The 19,778-nt window shown below is 64.3% G+C and carries 19 protein-coding genes; 15 read left to right on the forward strand and 4 right to left on the reverse strand.

Annotated elements, in window-relative coordinates; genetic code table 11:
* Window positions 1-123: 123 nt before the first annotated feature.
* Entirely contained in the window at window positions 124-1,302 is a 1,179-nt protein-coding gene (locus tag ACP16H_RS08565; RefSeq protein WP_425071865.1) for a M24 family metallopeptidase, read from the reverse strand.
* Window positions 1,303-1,685: 383 nt separating this feature from the next.
* Here ACP16H_RS08565 and ACP16H_RS08570 point away from each other — a divergent pair, with 383 nt between their 5' ends.
* From ACP16H_RS08570 to ACP16H_RS08610, 9 genes are all read left to right on the forward strand, one after another.
* Window positions 1,686-1,982 (forward strand): hypothetical protein, encoded by a 297-nt coding sequence (locus ACP16H_RS08570; protein ID WP_425071866.1) that lies wholly within the window; start codon window positions 1,686-1,688, stop codon window positions 1,980-1,982.
* 56 nt (window positions 1,983-2,038) lie between these two features.
* Window positions 2,039-3,142 (forward strand): ABC transporter ATP-binding protein, encoded by a 1,104-nt coding sequence (locus ACP16H_RS08575; protein ID WP_425071867.1) that lies wholly within the window; start codon window positions 2,039-2,041, stop codon window positions 3,140-3,142.
* 116 nt (window positions 3,143-3,258) lie between these two features.
* Window positions 3,259-4,380 carry an extracellular solute-binding protein gene (locus ACP16H_RS08580; protein ID WP_425071868.1) on the forward strand — a complete coding sequence of 374 codons (1,122 nt, stop codon included), beginning with the start codon at window positions 3,259-3,261 and terminating at the stop codon, window positions 4,378-4,380.
* 151 nt (window positions 4,381-4,531) lie between these two features.
* Complete coding sequence (locus tag ACP16H_RS08585) at window positions 4,532-5,653, forward strand: extracellular solute-binding protein (protein WP_425071869.1); 1,122 nt, start codon at window positions 4,532-4,534, stop codon at window positions 5,651-5,653.
* A 102-nt stretch (window positions 5,654-5,755) separates the two neighbouring features.
* Complete coding sequence (locus tag ACP16H_RS08590; protein WP_425071870.1) at window positions 5,756-6,046, forward strand: DUF1330 domain-containing protein; 291 nt, start codon at window positions 5,756-5,758, stop codon at window positions 6,044-6,046.
* The gene (locus ACP16H_RS08595) at window positions 6,043-7,683 is read left to right on the forward strand and encodes an ABC transporter permease (RefSeq protein ID WP_425071871.1); all 1,641 of its coding nucleotides are present in this window, start codon (window positions 6,043-6,045) and stop codon (window positions 7,681-7,683) included. The genes ACP16H_RS08590 and ACP16H_RS08595 overlap by 4 nt, the downstream gene beginning before the upstream one ends.
* 3 nt (window positions 7,684-7,686) lie before the next feature.
* Entirely contained in the window at window positions 7,687-8,868 is a 1,182-nt protein-coding gene (locus ACP16H_RS08600) for an ABC transporter permease (protein ID WP_425071872.1), read from the forward strand.
* Between the two features lie 140 nt (window positions 8,869-9,008).
* A complete protein-coding gene (locus ACP16H_RS08605; RefSeq protein ID WP_425071873.1) occupies window positions 9,009-10,259 on the forward strand; it encodes a PAS domain-containing protein in 1,251 nt (416 codons plus the stop codon).
* Window positions 10,260-10,339: 80 nt separating this feature from the next.
* Window positions 10,340-11,599: a PAS domain-containing protein gene (locus tag ACP16H_RS08610; protein ID WP_425071874.1), complete on the forward strand. Its 1,260-nt coding sequence runs from the start codon at window positions 10,340-10,342 to the stop codon at window positions 11,597-11,599.
* Between the two features lie 219 nt (window positions 11,600-11,818).
* Here ACP16H_RS08610 and ACP16H_RS08615 read toward each other — a convergent pair whose 3' ends face one another.
* A complete protein-coding gene (locus ACP16H_RS08615) occupies window positions 11,819-12,691 on the reverse strand; it encodes a branched-chain amino acid aminotransferase (RefSeq protein ID WP_425071875.1) in 873 nt (290 codons plus the stop codon).
* A gap of 158 nt (window positions 12,692-12,849) precedes the next feature.
* On the opposite strand from ACP16H_RS08615, the gene ACP16H_RS08620 reads away from it, so the two are divergent.
* The 6 genes from ACP16H_RS08620 to dxs all read left to right on the forward strand — a co-directional run bounded on the left by ACP16H_RS08620 (window position 12,850) and on the right by dxs (window position 18,172).
* Window positions 12,850-13,353, forward strand: coding sequence for a MarR family winged helix-turn-helix transcriptional regulator (locus tag ACP16H_RS08620; protein ID WP_425071876.1), 504 nt, complete (start codon window positions 12,850-12,852; stop codon window positions 13,351-13,353).
* A gap of 7 nt (window positions 13,354-13,360) precedes the next feature.
* A complete protein-coding gene (locus ACP16H_RS08625; RefSeq protein ID WP_425071877.1) occupies window positions 13,361-14,062 on the forward strand; it encodes a response regulator in 702 nt (233 codons plus the stop codon).
* A 72-nt stretch (window positions 14,063-14,134) separates the two neighbouring features.
* A complete protein-coding gene (locus ACP16H_RS08630; RefSeq protein WP_425071878.1) occupies window positions 14,135-15,061 on the forward strand; it encodes a histone deacetylase family protein in 927 nt (308 codons plus the stop codon).
* Window positions 15,058-15,300: an exodeoxyribonuclease VII small subunit gene (locus tag ACP16H_RS08635; protein WP_425071879.1), complete on the forward strand. Its 243-nt coding sequence runs from the start codon at window positions 15,058-15,060 to the stop codon at window positions 15,298-15,300. Before ACP16H_RS08630 ends, ACP16H_RS08635 begins: the two co-directional genes overlap by 4 nt.
* A gap of 48 nt (window positions 15,301-15,348) precedes the next feature.
* Window positions 15,349-16,176 carry a polyprenyl synthetase family protein gene (locus tag ACP16H_RS08640; protein WP_425072007.1) on the forward strand — a complete coding sequence of 276 codons (828 nt, stop codon included), beginning with the start codon at window positions 15,349-15,351 and terminating at the stop codon, window positions 16,174-16,176.
* A gap of 70 nt (window positions 16,177-16,246) precedes the next feature.
* Complete coding sequence (gene dxs, locus ACP16H_RS08645; protein WP_425071880.1) at window positions 16,247-18,172, forward strand: 1-deoxy-D-xylulose-5-phosphate synthase; 1,926 nt, start codon at window positions 16,247-16,249, stop codon at window positions 18,170-18,172.
* Window positions 18,173-18,204: 32 nt separating this feature from the next.
* On the opposite strand, the gene ACP16H_RS08650 is transcribed toward dxs, so the two are convergent.
* Window positions 18,205-18,816, reverse strand: coding sequence for an exopolysaccharide biosynthesis protein (locus ACP16H_RS08650; protein WP_425071881.1), 612 nt, complete (start codon window positions 18,814-18,816; stop codon window positions 18,205-18,207).
* Window positions 18,817-18,819: 3 nt separating this feature from the next.
* Window positions 18,820-19,677, reverse strand: a complete 858-nt coding sequence (locus tag ACP16H_RS08655) for an SDR family oxidoreductase (protein WP_425071882.1) — start codon at window positions 19,675-19,677, stop codon at window positions 18,820-18,822.
* Between the last annotated feature and the right edge of the window lie 101 nt (window positions 19,678-19,778).

Raw genomic sequence — 19,778 nt, forward strand, 5'->3', positions numbered from 1 at the left:
CCGTCCGTGTGCTGTTTCTTTTCCGCTGGCGCCGGGCGCGCGGCGCGCCCCCCCCCCCCCCCCCCCCCCCCCCGGCGCGCGCCGAAGGCGCGCGCGTGGATCGACGCGCGCAGCGCGGCGAAACTATTTCACGAACAGCTTGCGGGGCCGGTCACACAGGCATTCCGCCGCGCCGTCTTCGCGGATCAGGATGGTTTCGGTGATCTCCAGCCCCCAGTCGTCCATCCACAGGCCGGGCATGAAGTGGAAGGTCATGCCGGGTTCGAGGACGCTTTCGTCCTCGGGGCGAATCGATATGGTGCGCTCGCCCCAATCCGGGGGATAGCTGAGGCCGATGGGGTAGCCGCAGCGTCCCGTCCGGTCGATGCCGTGCTTCTTCAGCGTCTCTCCCAGCGCATTGGCGATGTCGCAGGCACGGTTCCCGGCGCGGGCCGCCTGCAGGCCGGCCTCGATACCTTCGGCCACCGCGGTTTCCGCGCGCAGGATGTCGTCGGGCGGCGTGCCGAGGTAGATCGTCCGGCAGAAGGGCGCATGGTAGCGACGCACGCAGCCGGAGATCTCGAAGAACGTTGCCTCGCCGGACACGAAGGGCCGCCCGTCCCAGGTCAGGTGCGAGGCGGAGGCATCCGCGCCTGAGGGCAGAAGCGGCACGATGGCGGGGTAGTCGCCCCATTGGCCTTCGGTGCCGCGGATGGCGTCGCGATAGGCCTCGGCCACCACTTCGTTTTTGGGGATGCCCGGTTCGACGCGCTCCAGAAGGCCGTCGATGATCTTCTCGGAGATGCGGGCGGCGGCGCGGATGTAGGCCAGTTCCTCGTCGCTTTTCACCGTGCGCTGCCAGTTCACCAATGCGGTGGCGTCTTCGAAATGCGCGGCGGGCAGGGCGTTGCGCAGGGTCAGCCAGGCCTTGGCGGAGAAGTAGTAGTTTTCAAGTTCGACGCCGATGTGCGCGTGATCGAGCCCGAGGTCGGACAGGCGTGCGGCGAGGTCCTGCATGGGATGGCGTTCGGTCGACTGGATGTAACTGTCGTCGTAGCGGGCGATGCGGTCATCGTCCATCCAGACGGTGCGCAGCGCGCCCGCGCCGTCCATGTGGCGGCCCCACCAGATCGGATCGGCATCCGGGAAGACCAGCACGCCCTGATGGACGTAGAAGGACCAGCCGTCGTAGCCGGTCAGCCAGGCCATGTTCGATGGGTCAGTGACCAGCAGAACGTCGAGGTCGCGTGCGGACATGGCGGCGCGGACCTTGGTCAAACGACGGCTGTATTCGGCGCGGCTGAAGGGCAGGGCCTTGGGCATGGAGGTCTCCTTTGGCGGTAGACCCCCAGCAAAGCGTTTTCAGCGCGCCGGGGCTGTCCGAAAGCGACATGGGATGACGTTCGTCGCCAGCCCTGCCGCTTTTTTCGCCAGGGCCATGTGCGCAAGGGCGGGGGGCAAGCGTGGCGCGGCATCCGGTCCAAGGAGCTCCGAGGTCGCCGCAGGGCGCGCGACCGAGGGGCCAGCGACAGGCAAAGCGGCGTGGTTTGGAGGGGCTGAGGGGGCGTGACGCGCGTCAGATCGACCGGATCCGACGCCGGATCAGGCTGGTCTCGCGGCGAATCGGTGTTGCCGGATGTTACCCGGTGAGTCGCTGACGAGGGCTGGTAACGCTACCGCAGAGGTCTGCGCCCAAAAGTGGCGTGTTGACCCGCGGCTTTATTCTGAACGGGCGAAATCTGATCGCCGAGGCGAGGGTTTTGCGTGATTTCAAGGCACTGGCTGCACCGAAGGTGCAACCTTTGCGGCGGCTTTTGAGCGACCGGTCAACGGAACGCCTGCGATTGACGCGAAATGTCCGCAGGCAATTCGCCTGCCGCGTCGGATTTCGCGCGCCGAATGCCGCGATGAATGCCGTTTTCCTGATCGAAAGTGCCGGATTTGCGCAGCGTTTGAGCAGCTTCCGGGGAGATGCTTGCAGTCGCGGCCCCGGTGCGGTTTAGTCTGAGGCCAAGTACAGCGGCAAAAGCCGCGGGATAACAACACGGGGAGCCAACCTTTGGCTGATGGATCGAACGGCGATGCGTTCGTCGCCTTTGAGCGCGTTCAAAAGAGTTACGACGGCGAGACGCTGGTCGTAAAAGACCTCAACCTCTCCATGCCGAAGGGCGAGTTTCTGACGATGCTCGGACCGTCCGGGTCTGGCAAGACGACCTGCCTGATGATGCTGGCGGGCTTCGAGACAGCCACTTACGGCGAGATCAAGCTGGACGGCGTGTCGATCAACAACATCCCCCCGCACAAGCGCGGCATCGGCATGGTGTTCCAGAACTACGCGCTGTTCCCGCATATGACCGTCGCCGAGAACCTGTCCTTCCCGCTGGAAGTGCGCAAGATGGGCAAGTCCGACCGCGAGGCCAAGGTCAAGCGCGCGCTGGACATGGTGCAGATGGGGGCCTTTGGTGGGCGTCGTCCGGCGCAGCTCTCGGGTGGTCAGCAGCAGCGGATTGCGCTGGCGCGTGCGCTGGTGTTCGAACCGGAGCTGGTGCTGATGGACGAACCGCTCGGCGCGCTGGACAAGCAGCTGCGCGAGCACATGCAGTTCGAGATCACGCGTCTGGCACATGAGCTGGGCATCACCACGGTCTACGTGACCCACGACCAGACCGAGGCGCTGACCATGTCGGACCGCGTCGCGGTGTTCAACGATGGCCGCATCCAGCAGCTGGCTCCGCCGGACGAGCTGTACGAAGAACCGCAGAACTCCTTCGTTGCGCAGTTTATCGGCGAGAACAACACGCTGGAAGGTGTGGTGCAGGAGATCCAGGGCGACAAATGCGTCGTCAAGCTGGACGGCGGCGAGGTGATCGACGCGACCCCTGTGAACGTGTCCAAGGTCGGTGAACGCACCAAGGTGTCCATTCGCCCCGAGCGTGTCGAGATCGACAAGGGCCGCCTGCAACCGGGCGCGCATACGCTTAAGGCCGAGGTGCTGGAATTCGTCTACATGGGTGACATCTTCCGCACGCGCCTGCGGGTGGCGGGCAACGACGATTTCGTCATCAAGACGCGCAACGCGCCGGATCAGGTCAAGCTGCAACCGGGCACGATGATCGACATCGGCTGGCTGCCGCGCGACTGCCGCGCGCTGGACGCGACCTGACCTTTCAAATGCCTCCGCGTGCGCCGCAGAGGCGCACCCGCGAGGACACCAACGGGACCGGGAGTGCAACCCGGACGCCGGTCCTTTGTGTAACGGGTGTTATCAGGGAGATACGAATGACACTCACGAAAACCCTTCTGGCGACGACCTGCCTGACCCTCGCGGCAGGTGTGGCTGTGGCGGAATCCCACGGCCCGATGGCCGACAGCCTGACCATCGTCAGCTGGGGCGGTGCCTACCAGAACAGCCAGATCAAGGCCTATGCCGAGCCTTACATGGCGGCGAACCCGGGTGTGACCATCACGTGGGACGAATCGTCCAACGAAGCGGTGGCCAAGCTGCGCGCGCAGGCCGAGGCCGGCAACGTGACCTGGGACCTCGTCGACGTGGAAGGCCCCGACAGCCAGCGTCTGTGCGACGAAGGCCTGGCGATGGAAATCGACTTCGACGAGCAGCTGGCGGCAGGTAACGACGGCTCGACCGCGACCGACGACTTTGGCCCGTCGATGATCAACGACTGCTTCATCCCGCAGATCGTGTTCTCGACCACCTTTGGTTACCGCAACGACGTGGCAGAGTGGAACGGCGCGACGCCGGACTCCGTCTGCGCGATCTTCGACACCGAGACCTTCCCGGGCAAGCGTTCGCTGGAAAAGCGCCCCAAGAAGAACCTCGAGTGGGCGCTGCTGTGTGACGGCGTTGCCAAGGAAGACCTCTATGAAGTGCTCGACGGCGAAGGCGGCGTGGACCGCGCGCTGGCCAAGCTCGACACCATCAAGGACCAGGTGGTCTGGTGGTCGGCTGGTGCCGACACGCCGCAGCTGCTGGCCGACGGCGAAGTCGTGATGGGCTCGACCTACAACGGCCGCCTGTTCTCGGTCATCGAAGAGCAGAAGCAGCCGGTGTCGATGCTGTGGGATTACGAAGTGTTCGACTTTGACGGCTGGATCATCCCCGCCGACCTGCCCGAGGATCGCCTGAACCGCGTGCTGGACTTCGTCAAGTTCGCCACCGACACCCAGCGCCTGGCCGATCAGGCCAAGTACATCTCTTACGGCCCGGCCCGCGCCTCCTCGCAGCCGCTGGTGGGTCAGCATGCCGAGCTGGGCATCGACATGGCACCGCACATGCCGACCAACCCCGAGAACCAGAAGAACTTCTTGGTCAACAACATCGAGTGGTGGTCGGACAACCAGGACGACGTGGAAGCCAAGTTCCAGTCCTGGCTGGTGAAGTGATGTGACATCGCGGGGCGGTTTCGACTGCCCCGCGACACGTCCCGGATCGCGGCATGAGGCCGTGTATCCGACAGGGGGGTGCCGGAGCCAACCGGGCCGCCGTGAACAGCGAGGGGGGTGACCAACCCGCCCCGCGCAAAGGGAGAAGACGATGAAACTGACCAAGACACTGCTGGCCTCGACCGCACTGACTGTCGCCGCAGCCGGTGCCTTTGCCGAGAGCCACGGCAACATGAACAATGACATGACCCTCGTCAGCTGGGGCGGTGCCTATCAGGCGTCGCAGCAGAAGGCCTATGTCGAGCCCTATCTCGAGGCGAACCCCGGCGTGACCGCGACCTGGGACGAATCCTCGAACGAGGCCGTGGCCAAGCTGCGCGCGATGAACGAAGCCGGCAACGTGACCTGGGATCTGGTCGACGTGGTGGCCTCGGACGCCATCCGCCTGTGCGACGAAGGTCTGGCGATGGAAATCGACCACGACGCGATGCTGGCCGCCGCGCCGGATGGCACGTCGGCCTCGGATGATTTCGGCGACCTGATCGTGTCCGACTGCTACATCCCGCAGATCGTCTATTCGACGACCTTCGGCTATCGCACCGACCTCGTGCCCGAGGGCACCGAGCCGCCGAGCCAGATCTGCGACGTCTTCGACCTGGAGAAATACCCGGGCAAGCGCGCGCTGGAAAAGCGCCCAATCAACAACATGGAATGGGCGCTGCTCTGTGACGGCGTGGCCAAGGCCGACGTCTACGACGTGCTGGAGACCGAAGACGGCCAGAACCAGGCGCTGGCAAAGCTCGACACCATCAAGGACCAGGTGGTCTGGTGGTCGGCGGGTGCCGACACGCCGCAGCTGCTGGCCGACGGCGAGGTATTCATGGGCTCGACCTACAACGGTCGCCTGTTCTCGGTCATCGAAGAGCAGAAGCAGCCGGTGGCGATGATGTGGGACGCGCAGGTCTTTGACCTTGACGGCTGGATCATCCCGGCGGGTCTGCCCGAGGATCGCCTGGCGCGCGTGATGGACTTCGTCAAGTTCGCCACCGACACCCAGCGTCTGGCCGATCAGGCCAAGTACATCTCCTACGGTCCGGCACGCCAGTCCTCGGCGCCGATGGTTGGCCAGCACGCCGATCTGGGCATCGACATGGGTCCGCACATGCCGACCGATCCGGCCAACGCGCAGAACACGTTCCTCTACAACTACGAGTTCTGGGCCGACTACCGCGACGACATCGACGCGAAGTTCCAGGCCTGGCTGGCGCAATAAGCCGGGTGGGTCGGGGTTGACCCCGACCTGCGCATGAACATGCCCGTGGCGCACGACAGCGGTGCCACGGGTCAACAAGAACCCCAAAACAGGGTGGGACACATGCCCAAGGGCTATATCATCGGCCATATCACAGTGAAGGACCCGGACGCGTACCGGGAATATGTCGAACGCGACACGCCGATCCTGCATCGGCTGGGCGGGCGCTTCATCGTGCGTGGCGGGCAGTCGCAGGTCGTCGAGGGCACCACCCATGACCGTCACGTGGTCATCGAATTTCCAAGCTACGAGGCCGCTCTGGCCGCTTACAACGATCCGGAGTACCAGGAGGTCGCCCAGATCCGCCACAACACGGCGGACAGCGTGATCCTCGTGGTCGAGGGGGCAGAATGACCGATACATCCGTAGAAAAGAAGGGCCCGATGCTGGCGGCCGATGGCACGCCGCTGAAGCGGTCGCTGGCCCGCGCGCTGCGGGCGCAGAAGCTGCGCGCGCTGGCGCTGATCGCACCGCTGCTGATCTTTGTGCTGCTCACCTTCATCGCGCCGATCGTGGACATGCTGTTCCGCTCGGTCGAGAACCAGATCGTGTCCGAGACCCTGCCGCGCACCGTCGTGGCACTGGAGGACTGGGACGGCACATCGGGCGAATTGCCCGGTGACGACGTGTTCTTTGCCGCCTATGAGGACATTTTCATCGCAGCAGAAAAAAAGCTGCACACCCGTCTGGGCACCCGCCTGAACTACGAATTGACCGGCGTCTCGTCGCTGTTCCGCAAGTCGGGCAGGGGACTGGATGACATCGGCGAGGTCTATCAGGACGAATTCAAGGGTCTCGACAAGGATTGGGACAAGGGCGAGCCCTGGGTCGAGTTGATGGGATCGGACGCATTCCTTGAAAAGGCGCGCGCCTGGAAGAAGGGCGATGCTCTGCCCCGTTTCGAACTGCGCGAGGGGATGGCAGACCTGCTGCCGCTGACCTCCGAGGCTTATCAGGACTTCGCACGCTTCCAGCGGGTCGAAGAGGAAAAGAGCCTGCTGAAGGAAGAGCCTTGGACGCTGGTGCACACCATGCTCTACGAGGACCTGAAGGCAGGCGACATGTCCGGCTACACCGGCCCGCGCGCCGAGATGCTGAAGGCCGCCGATGCACTGGTCGACACGCCCGATTTCCCGACCGTGGATTTCAAGGCGGCGTTCCAGGACATCGACAAGGACTGGCTGGATGTCGAGGTCTGGCAGACGATCAAGACCTACTCGCCGAATTACACCGACGGCTACTTCCTGAATGCCATTGATATGCAGAAGTCGCCCGAGGGTCCGGTGATGCGCCCCGAAAGCGAGCAGATCTACGGCCTGCTGTTCAAGCGCACCATGTTCATGTCGCTGGTCATCACCTTCAGCTGCATCGCGCTGGCCTACCCGGTGGCCTTCCTGCTGTCGAACCTGCCTGCGCGCACGGCGAATCTGCTGATGATCCTCGTGCTGCTGCCGTTCTGGACCTCGCTGCTGGTGCGGACCTCGGCCTGGAAGGTCATGCTGCAACAGCAGGGCGTCATCAACGACGTGCTGGTCTGGATCGGGCTGGTGGACGATGCCAACCGGCTTGTGATGATCAACAACCAGCTGGGCACGATCATCGCCATGACGCACATCCTGCTGCCCTTCATGATCCTGCCGATGTATTCGGTGATGTCGACCATCCCGCCCTATTACGTCCGCGCGGCGAAATCGCTGGGTGCGACGAACTGGACGTCCTTCTGGCGGGTCTACTTCCCGCAGTCGGTTCCGGGCATCGGGGCGGGGTCGATCCTCGTGTTCATCCTCGCCATCGGCTATTACATCACGCCGGAGATTGTCGGCGGCACCACCGGCACGTTCATCTCGAACCGTATCGCCTACCACATCTCGTCTTCGCTGAACTGGGGCCTCGCGGCCGCGCTGGGGACGATCCTGCTGGCGGTCGTGCTCATCCTCTACTGGGCCTACGACAAGATCGTCGGCATCGACAACGTGAAGCTGGGGGGCTGATCCATGGCTGTTGAATCACAAGCCATCAAGAAACCGCTGGGCTTCACCGCCGCCGTCATGGGAGGCTTCGGCGCGCTGGCCGGGGTGTTCGTCGGGGCTGCCCATGGCTCGGTGCTGACCGGGATCGTCGTGGGCTTCATCCTGCTCGCGGTCCTGGCCGCTGGGGCGATGTCGGTCGATGCAAAGCTCGAAACGGCTGTGAAATGGGCCATCGTGGTCGGTTTTGCCGTGCTGGGCTGGGTGCTGAGCGAAGTGCCAGGAGCCGTGATGGGTGCCATCTTTGGCTACATCTTCGGCGTGCTGATCTACTGGGTCGGCATGGGGCGCTACCGCGTGCCGCTGCCGCCCTATCTGACGTCCGGGCAGGTGCTGTGGCACTACAGCTTCCGGACGATCTGCGGGGCGATCTTCATCTTCCTCATCACGCCGATCCTTGTCGTGATGCCGCTGTCCTTCAACGCCGAGAACTTCTTTACCTTCACGCCGGAGATGCTGCACTTTGACCCGGCGGGCTATTCGCTGAAGCACTACCGCGAGTTCTTCAACTCGTCGGATTGGCAGGCTGCGGTCAGGAATTCGCTCATCATCGCACCGCTGGCGACGCTGTTGTCGGTGAGTTTCGGGACACTGGCCGCAATCGGGCTTTCGTCTGAGCATGTGCCGTTCCGTCGGGCGATCATGGCGATCCTGATTTCGCCGATGATCGTGCCGCTGATCATCTCGGCGGCGGGCATGTACTTCTTCTACTCGCGGATCGGTCTGCAGGGGACACTGGCGGGGGTGGTGCTGGCGCATGCGGCTCTGGGGATTCCCTTTGTCATCATCACCGTGACGGCGACGCTGGTGGGCTTTGACCGCTCTTTGACGCGGGCGGCGGCGAACATGGGCGCGAACCCGGTGACGACCTTCTTCCGCGTGCAGATGCCGCTGATCCTGCCGGGGGTGGTGTCGGGCGGGCTGTTCGCCTTCATCACGTCGTTCGACGAAGTGGTGGTGGTCCTGTTCGTCGGGTCGGCGCAACAACAAACCCTGCCATGGCAGATGTTTACCGGCCTGCGCGAGCAGATCAGCCCCGTCATTCTCGCCGTGGCGACGATCCTCGTGGCGATTTCGATCTGCCTTCTGGCGGCCGTCGAGATGCTGCGTCGCCGCTCCGAGCGGTTGCGGGGCATGAGCCCGACGTGATGGAGGTGATTGCCTAACAGGCGATTAACTCGGCAATTTTATGCAGAGAAAGATGGGCGGGGCCGCGATGGTCCCGCCCTTTTTCATACTCCGCAAAGGATTGCGACGGATGCTGGCGCAAACCGTCCGAGGATTCCGGCATGAGCCTGCATGACACGTCACTGAACACCCAAACGCGCACAAGTCTTGGCGGCGAGGTGCCTTTCGAACCCGGTGAAATCTTTTACTCCCGTACGGACAAGCGCGGGGTCATCATCGAGGGGAACAGCGTTTTCCGGCGAATATCCGGGTATGGCTGGTCAGAACTGAAGGGCGCGCCGCACAAACTGGTCCGGCATCCGGATATGCCAAAGGGTGTGTTCTACCTGATGTGGGAGCGTATCCAGCGTGGCGAAAAGATCGTGGCCTACGTCAAGAACAAGGCGAAGGACGGTCGGTATTACTGGGTGATCGCGCTCAGTTGGCCAATCCCCGAAGGGTATCTGTCGGTCCGCGTCAAACCGACGTCCGAACTGCGTGACCAGATCGAGGCGCTTTACAAGACGCTGCTGAAGGCAGAGCAGGAGGACGGTCTGACACCGGCCCAGAGCAGCGAGCGCTTGTTGAAGGCCGTGCAGGACATGGGCTTTCGCGATTACGATGCTTTCATGGGGCACGCCTTGCGTCAGGAGTTGGAGCAGGCGGCAAAGCTGTCGCACACGCCTTTGACCAACGCTCAGCAGCGATTTTTCGCGATGTACGACACCATTCGTGACCTGGGCGAAGAGGTGGAGGGGCTGGTGGAGGTCATTCGCGCCATTCGGACGGTTCCGATGAACATGCGCATCCTTGCCTCGCGGCTTGAAAACGTGGGCGGACCGATCAGCGCGATTTCCGTGAACTACAGCCAGATGCTCGAAGAGATGTCGACCTGGATCAAGGACTTCGCACACGGTCCGGATTGCACCTTTGCGCGGATCAAGGCGGCCATTCTGGAAGGCCAGTTCCTGGTCTGTGCCTCATCGCTGCAAAGCAACATGTCCAAGATGTTCGCGAAAGACATTGCCGGTGCGACGGACAAGACCGCCTTGATGGAAGACAAGGAAACCTTGGAGCGCGAGGCGAGAAAGTTCGACCAGGAGGCCCATGATTCCCTGAAAATGATCGAATCCGAGGTCCGGCGACTGAGCCGCAGCGTTCTGGACATGAAACGCTATGTGACGGGACTGAGCAGCACCCGGATGATGTGCAAGATCGAGAGTGCGTCTTTGGGCAATTCCGATACCGCATTGAACGGCATCGTCGAGCAATTGGATGAGCGCCAGGACGAGATCGAGCGACGTCTGGCGCGCGTGGTGGAACTGAACACCAACATCCAAGGGCACAGCGCGATGCTGCGCTCGATCATCTGAGCGCATGGACGTGAACCGCAGAAAATGCGCTGTCGAAAAAAGGTGGCGCGCAGGAACCTGTTCTTCCGGAGGTTTTTCGAATGTCTGAACTGCCCTCGCGCTTCACAGCCGACAGTACCTATTCAGGGTCTGAGGCGCAGTTCCATCTGACAGAGCTGTTTTATTCCCGCACCGACGAACGCGGTATCATCAAGGCCGGAAACACCGTTTTCCAGCGTATAGCCGGCTACGAATGGGACGAAATGCTTGGCGCTCCGCACAAGATCATTCGCCACCCTGACATGCCGAAAGCAGCCTTTGAACTGGTTTGGAACCGGATCAAGGCCGGGAAGCCAACGGGCGCCTACGTCAAGAACCGCTGCAAGAATGGGCGCTACTACTGGGTCTTCGCACTGATTGCGCCTGTAGAAGGGGGCTTTATCTCCACTCGATTGAAGCCGGCGTCTCCGCTCAAGGACAGCGTGGAGCAGATCTACAAGGCCATCCTGAAACGCGAGCAGGAAGATGGGCTGAAGCCAGCGGCCAGCGCGGAGGAACTGCTGAAGGCAGTGAAGGACGCCGGGTTCAACAGCTACGATGCGTTTCAAAGTCATGCACTGGCGACGGAGGCGGAAGCGCGTGCGCAGCAATTGGGGCGCCAACTCAACCCGCTCCAACGCCGTTTCCACGACATGGCGCGCGCGATTGCACAGGTTCACGCCGAGACGACCGAGATGACAGAGGCATTCAAGGCCATCCGGACGGTTCCCATGAACATGCGCATCATCGCCTCCAGGCTCGAGAGCGCGGGTGGGCCGATAAGCGCGATCTCCGTCAATTACAGCCAGATGCTGGAAGAGATGTCGACCTGGGTCGATACCTTTGTAGACGGCGAAGCCTGTGTCTTTGCCCGGATCAGGGACGCGATTCTCAAGGGCCAGTTCCTGGGTTTTGCGACAGCGTTCGAGGATGAGATGATCGACATCTTCGAGCAGGAAATGACGACAACCCCTGACGCTTATCCGCAGGGAGTCGAGCCGTCCAAGGAGGTCCTGGCCTGCACGGAAATGCGTGGGCACTTCATGAAGGAAACGGCGGACTCGCTGGGCGCAGTCGAGGCCGAGGCGAAGCGCTTTGCCCGCAGTGTCCTCGACATGAAGCGCTATGTGACGGGACTGAGCAGCACCCGGATGATGTGCAAGATCGAAAGCGCAACATTGAACAACTCAGGGACGGCGCTGGCCGGAATCGTCGAACAACTGGACGAGTGCCAGGACGAAATCGAGGCGCGGTTGGCGCGTGTCGTGGAATTGAACTCTGTCATTCAAGGGAACACGGCAATGCTGCGTAGTCTGTTGTAGCAAGGTGTTTCCCGGCGTTCGCGAGGGTCGGGCTGTTCCTCGCCCAAGACGGGGTCTGGATAGAAAAGGATCTGCTGACGACGCGAGGCATGGGTGATCGTATAAAGTTCTTCCTGAATTCAAGAATCGTGACCCCATCGGACCCGCCACGTAAAAAGCCCGGTCAAAGCGACCGGGCTCTGGAAATACGGGACCCGCGTTACCGGGTCTCTGCGATACTCAGGCGCGGACCAGCTTTTCGTAGTCCTCGGCGATCTCACGGGTGATTGCGCCCACCTCGAAGGTGTAGTCGCCGATCTGGCCCACGGGCGTGACCTCGGCGGCGGTGCCGGTCAGCCAGCACTGCTCGAAGCCTTCCATTTCCTCGGGCATGATGTGGCGTTCATGCACGGTCAGGCCCTTCTTCTTGAGCATTTCGATGACGGTCTGGCGGGTCAGGCCGTTCAGGAAGCAATCGGGCAGCGGCGTGTGGATCTCGCCGTCCTTGACGAAGAAGATGTTCGCGCCGGTCGCCTCGGCCACGTAGCCACGATAATCCATGAACAGCGCGTCCGAGCAGCCTTTGGCCTCGGCCGCGTGCTTGGAGGTGGTGCAGATCATGTACAGGCCGGCCGCCTTGGCATGCACGGGAATGGTCTCGGGCGAGGGGCGCTTCCACTTGGAAATGTCCAGCTTCGCGCCTTTCATCTTGGCGTCGCCATAGTAGTTGCCCCAGGCCCAGGCCGCGATGGCCAGCCGCACCGGGTTACGCGCCGACGAAACGCCCATGTCCGGACCCGCCCCACGCCACGCCACCGCACGCACATAGGCGTCGGTGAAGCCGTTGGCCTTCAGCACTTCTTCCTTGGCGGCCTCGATCTGGTCGACCGTGAAGGGGATTTCGAAATCGAGGCAGGAGGCGGAAAAATGCAGCCGTTCCGAGTGCTTGCGCGAGAGGAAGATCTTGCCGTTGTAGGCGCGCTCGCCTTCGAAAACCGACGACGCATAGTGCAGCCCGTGCGTCAGGACGTGGACCTGCGCCGAGCGCCACTCCACCAGTTTGCCGTCCAGCCAGATCTTGCCGTCGCGGTCGTCATAGGCTCCGTCTGCCATCGCGTCTCTCCTCGTTTGCACTCAGGCGTTTTCGTGAATGTTGCGCAAACCGCGTCCGGTGCGGACATAAAGTTGCGTCAAAGTCGCGCGTGGCTACCAATTCAGACTTGGAATGTCAACAAGGCTGACTTAAAATGCCTGCAAAGACGGAGGCAAGAATGTCCGAAGGACGATCGGGGCAGGGCGAAACCCTGCTGTACCTGACCGATGAGCAGTTGCGGCAGGGCCAGGAGGCCATGTTCTTTGCCTATCGCGGCTTTACCGCTGACCCGGACCGCATTCTGGCCGGGCTGCACTACGGGCGCGCGCACCACCGGGCGCTGCACTTTATCCACGGCGCGCCGGGGACGACGGTGAACAACCTGTTGAATATTCTCGGTGTCACGAAACAATCGCTCAACCGGGTGTTGCGTACGCTGGTCGAAGACGGGCTGGTCGAAAGCCGCGTGGGGCGCACCGACAAGCGCGAGCGTCACCTTTACCTAACCGAAGAAGGCGAGCGGCTGGAGCGCGAGTTGACCGACGCGCAGAGGCTGCGGATGCGCGCGGCCTTTCGCGATGCCGGACCCGAGGCCGTCGCGGGCTTTCGTCGTGTGCTTGAAGCAATGATGGACCCGGAGCAGCGTCTTCAGTATCAAAGGCTCAGGGAAGGCCGTGGATGAGTGAGACATGAGTGAGACGGACGCCCATCTGCTGATCGTCGACGATGACGAGCGGATCCGCGGGCTGTTGCAGAAGTTCCTGATCCGGAACGGATTCCTGGTCAGTGCCGCGCGCGACGCGGCCCATGCGCGACGACTGCTGTCGGGCCTGGATTTCGACATGATCGTCTGTGACGTGATGATGCCGGGCGAGGACGGCGTCAGCCTGACGGCTGGCATCCGCGAGACTTCGACCGTGCCGATCCTGCTGCTGACCGCCCGGTCCGAGATCGAGGACCGCATCAAGGGGTTGGAGGCCGGGGCCGACGACTATCTGGCAAAACCCTTTGAACCCAAGGAGTTGCTGCTGCGGATCAATGCGATCCTGCGGCGCATGCCCGAGGTCGGTTCGCAGGAATCCGCGCCCAAGCTGCTGACACTGGGCGAGATCCGCTATGACATCGAGCGCGGCGAGATGTGGCGCGGCGAGGACCTCGTGCGGCTGACCGCCACCGAGGCGCAGCTGATGCGCATCTTCTCGGCCCGCCCGGGCGAGGCGCTGAGTCGCACGAACCTCGTCGAGGAATTGGGCCGCGACAAGGGGCAGGCGCAGGAACGCGCGGTGGACGTGCAGATCACAAGGTTGCGGCGCAAGCTGGAGAACGACCCGAAACAGCCGCGCTACCTGCAGACGGTGCGCGGGGCCGGATATATGTTGGCGCCCGACTGATTGGTGGGCCTCTGGCCCCGGCGTCGGAATTTGGATATTTTTACCAAGAAAAAGCACAAGGGAGGGGCGTCCATGGCGACGGCATTGATCACCCACGCGGATGGGCTGGAGCACGTGACACCGGACGGCCACCCGGAACGCGTCGCGCGGCTGGAGCACCTGCTGCACGCGCTTGAAGGGCTGGATCTGGTGCGCCACACGGCACGCGAAGCCAGCGACGAGGAATTGCTCCGCTGCCACCCTCAGCGCTACATTGACCGGATTCGCGCGGCCATTCCGGCCAGCGGCCAGCACCAGCTGGACGCCGATACCTGGGTGTCGCCGGGGTCCTTCCGGGCGGCCATGCGCGCGGCGGGCGGCGCCTGTCAGGCGGTGGACATGGTGGTGGACGGCGACGTGGCCAATGCCTTTGTCGCCATGCGCCCGCCGGGCCACCATGCCGAGACCGAGACGCCCATGGGGTTCTGCCTGTTCGGCAACGCGGCGATCGCGGCGAAACATGCGCTTGAGGCGCACGGGTTGAGCCGCGTCGCGGTGGTGGATTTCGATGTGCATCACGGCAACGGCACGCAGGACCTGTTGTGGAACGAGGCGCGTGCGCTGCTGGTGACCTCGCAGCAGATGCCGCTGTGGCCCGGCACCGGTGCGCCCGACGAGCGCGGCGCCCATGACAACGTGCTGAACCTGCCCTTGCCGCCGGAATCGGGCGGGGCCGAGATGCGCCAGCGCTACGAGGCCGAGGCCTTTCCCCGCCTGCGCGCCTTCCAGCCCGAGCTGTTGATCATCTCGGCCGGCTTCGATGCGCATCAGGACGACCCGCTGGCGAACCTGAACTGGACGGTGGATGACTTCCGCTGGATCACCCGCGAGCTTTGCAAGATCGCCGCGCAGACAGCCGGGGGCCGGGTGGTATCGGTCCTCGAAGGCGGCTATGATCTGGCCGGATTGAGCGCCTCGGCGAAGGCGCATGTCGAGGCACTGATGGAGGCGGGCGCATGAGCGAGATGGCCGTGGAAGAAATGTCGTTCGAGCAGGCCATGGCCGAGTTGGAGCGCGTCGTGGGCGCGCTGGAACGCGGCGACGTGGCGCTTGAGGATTCGATCAAGCTGTATGAACGCGGCGCGGCGCTGAAGAAGCGTTGCGACCAGAAACTGAAGGAAGCCGAAGAGAAGGTCGCCGCGATCACGCTCGACGGCGAGGGCAACCCGGTGGGCACGAAGGCTGTCGAGGGGCTGTAAGTGTCTGACGCGCCCCATTTTACCGAGGCCCTGCCGCGCGCCGGGGAAATGGCGTTCGGCCAGATCCGCCATGCCACGGCGGGCGTGCCCGGCACCGTGGCAGAGGCGATGCGCTATGCCGTCGAGGGCGGCAAGGGGCTGCGCGCCTTCCTCGTGATCGAGAGCGCGCGGGTGTTCGGCATCGACCCTGACCACGCGGCTCCGGCGGCGGGCGGGATCGAGGCGCTGCACGCCTACAGTCTGGTGCATGACGACTTGCCCTGCATGGACGATGACGACCTGCGGCGCGGCAAACCCACGGTGCACCGCCAGTGGGACGAGACCACCGCCGTTCTGGCGGGCGATGCCTTGCAGGCGCTGGCCTTTCAACTGGTGGCGGAAACCGCCTGCACCGCCGCGCGGCGGCTGGACCTGGTGCTTGGCCTTGCCCATGCGGCGGGGTTGCGCGGCATGGTGGGCGGGCAGGCGCTGGACATCGCCGCAGAGACCGCGTCGGAACCGCTGACCCTGGCCGACATCACCGCGCTTCAGGCGGGCAAGACGGGGGCGCTGATTTCGTGGTCCTGCACCGCCGGTGCGGTCATGGCGGGCGAAAGCCCGCAACCGCTGCGGCGCTATGGCGACGCCCTTGGCCTTGCCTTCCAGATCTGGGACGATGTGCTGGACGTCGAGGGCGACGCCGAGACCGTGGGCAAGGCCGTTGGCAAGGACGACGCGCGCGGCAAGGCGACCTTTGTTAGCCTCCTCGGCCTCGACGGCGCAAAACGTCGCGCTGCAGAACTTGTGCACGAAGCCTGCACATCATTGGATGTATACGGGGAGCGGGCCGAGTGCTTGCGGGAGGCCGCCCGCTTCGTTATCTCGCGCCGAAACTGATCCTTTCCCGCACTGGCCTGCGCGCAGCAAAGGCTTACATGGGGACAGGAGTGACCGAGCGGAGGACCGAATGTCCCAGCGACCCGAAACGCCCCTTCTGGACCGCGTCCAGTACCCGTCCGACCTGAAAGGGTTCACCGACGCCCAGCTGAAGCAGGTGGCGCAGGAACTGCGGGCCGAGACCATCTCCGCCGTCTCCGAGACCGGCGGCCACCTTGGCGCGGGGCTGGGCGTGGTGGAACTGACGGTTGCCCTGCACGCCGTGTTCGATGCGCCCAAGGACAAGATCATCTGGGACGTCTCGCACCAGTGTTACCCGCACAAGATCCTGACCGGGCGGCGCGACCGCATTCGCACCCTGCGGACGAAGGGCGGGCTGTCGGGTTTCACCAAGCGGTCCGAGTCGCCCTACGATCCCTTTGGCGCGGCGCATAGCTCCACATCGATCAGCGCGGCGCTGGGCTTTGCCGTGGCGCGCGATCTGGGCGGGGCCTGCGAGACCGGGCTTGGCGATGCCATCGCGGTGATCGGCGACGGGTCGATGAGCGCGGGCATGGCGTTTGAAGCGATGAACAACGCGGGCCATCTGAAAAAGCGCCTGATCGTCATCCTCAACGACAACGAAATGTCCATCGCACCGCCCACCGGCGCGCTGTCGTCCTACCTGACGCGGCTCTACGCCGAACAACCTTTCCAGGACCTCAAGGCCGTGGCCAAGGGGGCCATCGGCTTTTTGCCGCCGCCCTTCCAAGAGGGCGCGAAGCGCGCCAAGGAGATGCTCAAGGGCATGACCGTGGGCGGGACGCTCTTCGAGGAACTGGGGTTCTCTTACGTGGGGCCGATCGACGGGCACGACCTCGACCAGCTTCTGCCGCTGCTGCGCACGGTCAAGGCGCGCGCCACCGGGCCGATCCTGATCCACGCCCTGACGAAGAAGGGCAAGGGCTACAGCCACGCCGAACACGCCGCCGACAAGGGCCACGCCCGGGCGAAATTCGACGTCATCACCGGCAAGCAGCACAAGGCGCCGTCGAACGCGCCCTCTTACACCCGCGTCTTTGCCGATGCGCTGATCCAGGAGGCGGGCTTTGACCCGCGCATCGTGGCAGTGACCGCCGCCATGCCGGATGGCACCGGGCTGGACCTCTTCGCCGAACGCTTTCCCACGCGCACCTTCGACGTGGGCATTGCCGAGCAGCACGGCGTGACCTTCTGCGCCGGGCTCGCGGCGGGGGGGATGAAGCCCTTCTGCGCGATGTATTCGACCTTCCTGCAACGCGGGTATGACCAAGTGGTGCATGACGTGGCGATCCAGCGCCTGCCGGTGCGCTTTGCCATCGACCGCGCCGGGCTGGTGGGGGCCGATGGGGCGACGCACGCCGGGTCGTTTGACACGGCGTTCCTTGCCAATCTGCCGGGGATCGTGGTCATGGCCGCCGCCGACGAGGCCGAGCTGAAGCACATGGTTGCCACCGCCGCCGCCCATGACGACGGCCCCATCGCCTTCCGCTACCCGCGCGGCGAGGGCGTGGGCGTCGAGATGCCCGAACGCGGTCGGGTGCTGGAGATCGGCAAGGGCCGTGTGATGAAGGAAGGCGCGCGCGTGGCGCTCTTGTCCTTCGGCACGCGTCTGGCGGAATGCCTGAGCGCCGCCGAAGCGCTGGAGGCACGCGGCGTCTCCGTCACCGTGGCGGATGCGCGCTTTGCCAAACCGCTGGACGAGGCATTGGTCCTGCAACTGGCCCGCAACCACGAGGCGCTCATCACGGTCGAGGAGGGCGCGATTGGCGGCTTCGGCAGCCACGTGGCGCAATGCCTGGCGGAAAACGCGGTGTTCGACCGGGGGCTGAAGTACCGCTCCATGGTCCTGCCCGACATCTTCATCGACCAGGCCAGCCCCCGCGACATGTACGCCGTGGCCAAGCTGAACGCCTCGGATATCGAGGCGAAGGTGCTGACCACGCTAGGCGTTGAAGTGATGGACAAGCGGGCCTGAGGCGAGTCGGGGCACAGCCCCGACCTACGCCCTCACACGATCCCCACCCAGACCATCAGCACCGCGCCGTAGAGAAGCGCGCCCTGCACGTAGCCCCAGAGCGTGTAGAACCCGTCGCGCACCATCAGGCCGTACATGATCATCGACACCGCCCCGGCGGCAAAGCTGGTGACGAAGGGCAGGATCTCCAGCAGGGGCCAGCCTGCCGCCAGTACCGCCGTGGCGATATAGGCGAAGACTCGCGTCGGGCCACGCACCAGAAAGCGCAGCCGATCGTGGCTGTGCCGGTCCATGAAGGCGGCGGGCCGCGCCAGCCAGTCCAGCGCGCGGGTCATCTTGGACGCCGATATCGAGCGGCGCGTGATGAACCCCGGCAGCCACAGGTGTTTGCGCCCCAACAGCACCTGCAAAGTGATGAACAGCACCAGCAGACCGCTGAGGCTCGGCATCGTCGGGATGCCCGACAGGGGCGAGACCACCAGCACCGCCGGCACGAGGATCACGGCAGGAAAGGACCGGCTGCCCACCCGCGCCAGCGCGTCCTCGACCGAAATGCGGTCGTCCTCGGGTCCGGGGCGCAGCACGGCCAGCAGATCGGTCAGGCTTTCGGGGGAGGGGCGGTCCACCGCCGGGATCGCGGGCATGGCTCAGCCCTCGGCCGCCAGCACCGCCCGCAAGCCGCTGCGATAGTCGGGATATTTCAGCGCGACACCCAGTTCCTCGCGGATGCGCGTGTTGTCGACGCGCTTGTTGTCGGCGTAAAAGCTGCGCGCCATGGGCGACATCTCGGCCTCTTCGAAACAGACCTCGGGGGGCGGCGGCATGCCCAGCAGTTCGGCGGCGTAGCTCAGCACGTCCTGCGGCGGGGCGGGGTCGTTGTCGCAGACGTTGTAGGCGGCACCGGGGTTCGGCCGCGCCATGGAGGCCCGCAAGACCTGCGCGATATCCTCGCCATGGATGCGCGAAAAGACCTGGTCCTCCTTGATGATCCGCCGCGCCGTGCCGTTGCGGACCTTCTCGAAAGGGCCGCGTCCGGGGCCGTAGATGCCCGCAAGGCGAAAGCTGTGCAGCGGCAGGCCGGGGATGGCGCGCCAGTCGGCCTCGGCCTTGATCCGGGCGCGGGCGCGTCTGGAATGGCCGTTCAGCGGCGCGCTCTCGTCCACCCAGGCCCCATCGGCATTGCCGTAGACGCCGGTGGTGGACAGGTAGCCGACCCAGTCGAGCCGATCCGCCGCTGCCGCCAGTTCCGGCCCGATCAGCTGCAAGGCCGGGTCGCCGTCGGCATCGGGCGCGGCGCTCATCAGCACATGCGTGGCCTGCGCCAAGGCACCCGCCACGGCGTCATGTTCCCAGAGAATCGCGTCGATCCCCGTGGCGCGCAGGGCGTCCAGCTTGTCCGGCGAGCGGGTGGTGCCGATCACGCGCCAGCCGCCTTCGGCCAGCAAGTCCGAGGCGAGGAAACGGGCAGAGAAGCCGTGGCCCAGCGAAAGCAATGTCTTGTCCATGCCGCATAGGTGGCCCCGTGGCGGCGATTTGGCAAGGGTGGCGGGTTCCCCCCAACCCCTGAGCGGGTGATTGCCGATGCGTCATCCCCGGACTCCCCGGA

Source organism: Sagittula sp. S175 (assembly GCF_049800975.1).
Lineage (GTDB): Bacteria > Pseudomonadota > Alphaproteobacteria > Rhodobacterales > Rhodobacteraceae > Sagittula.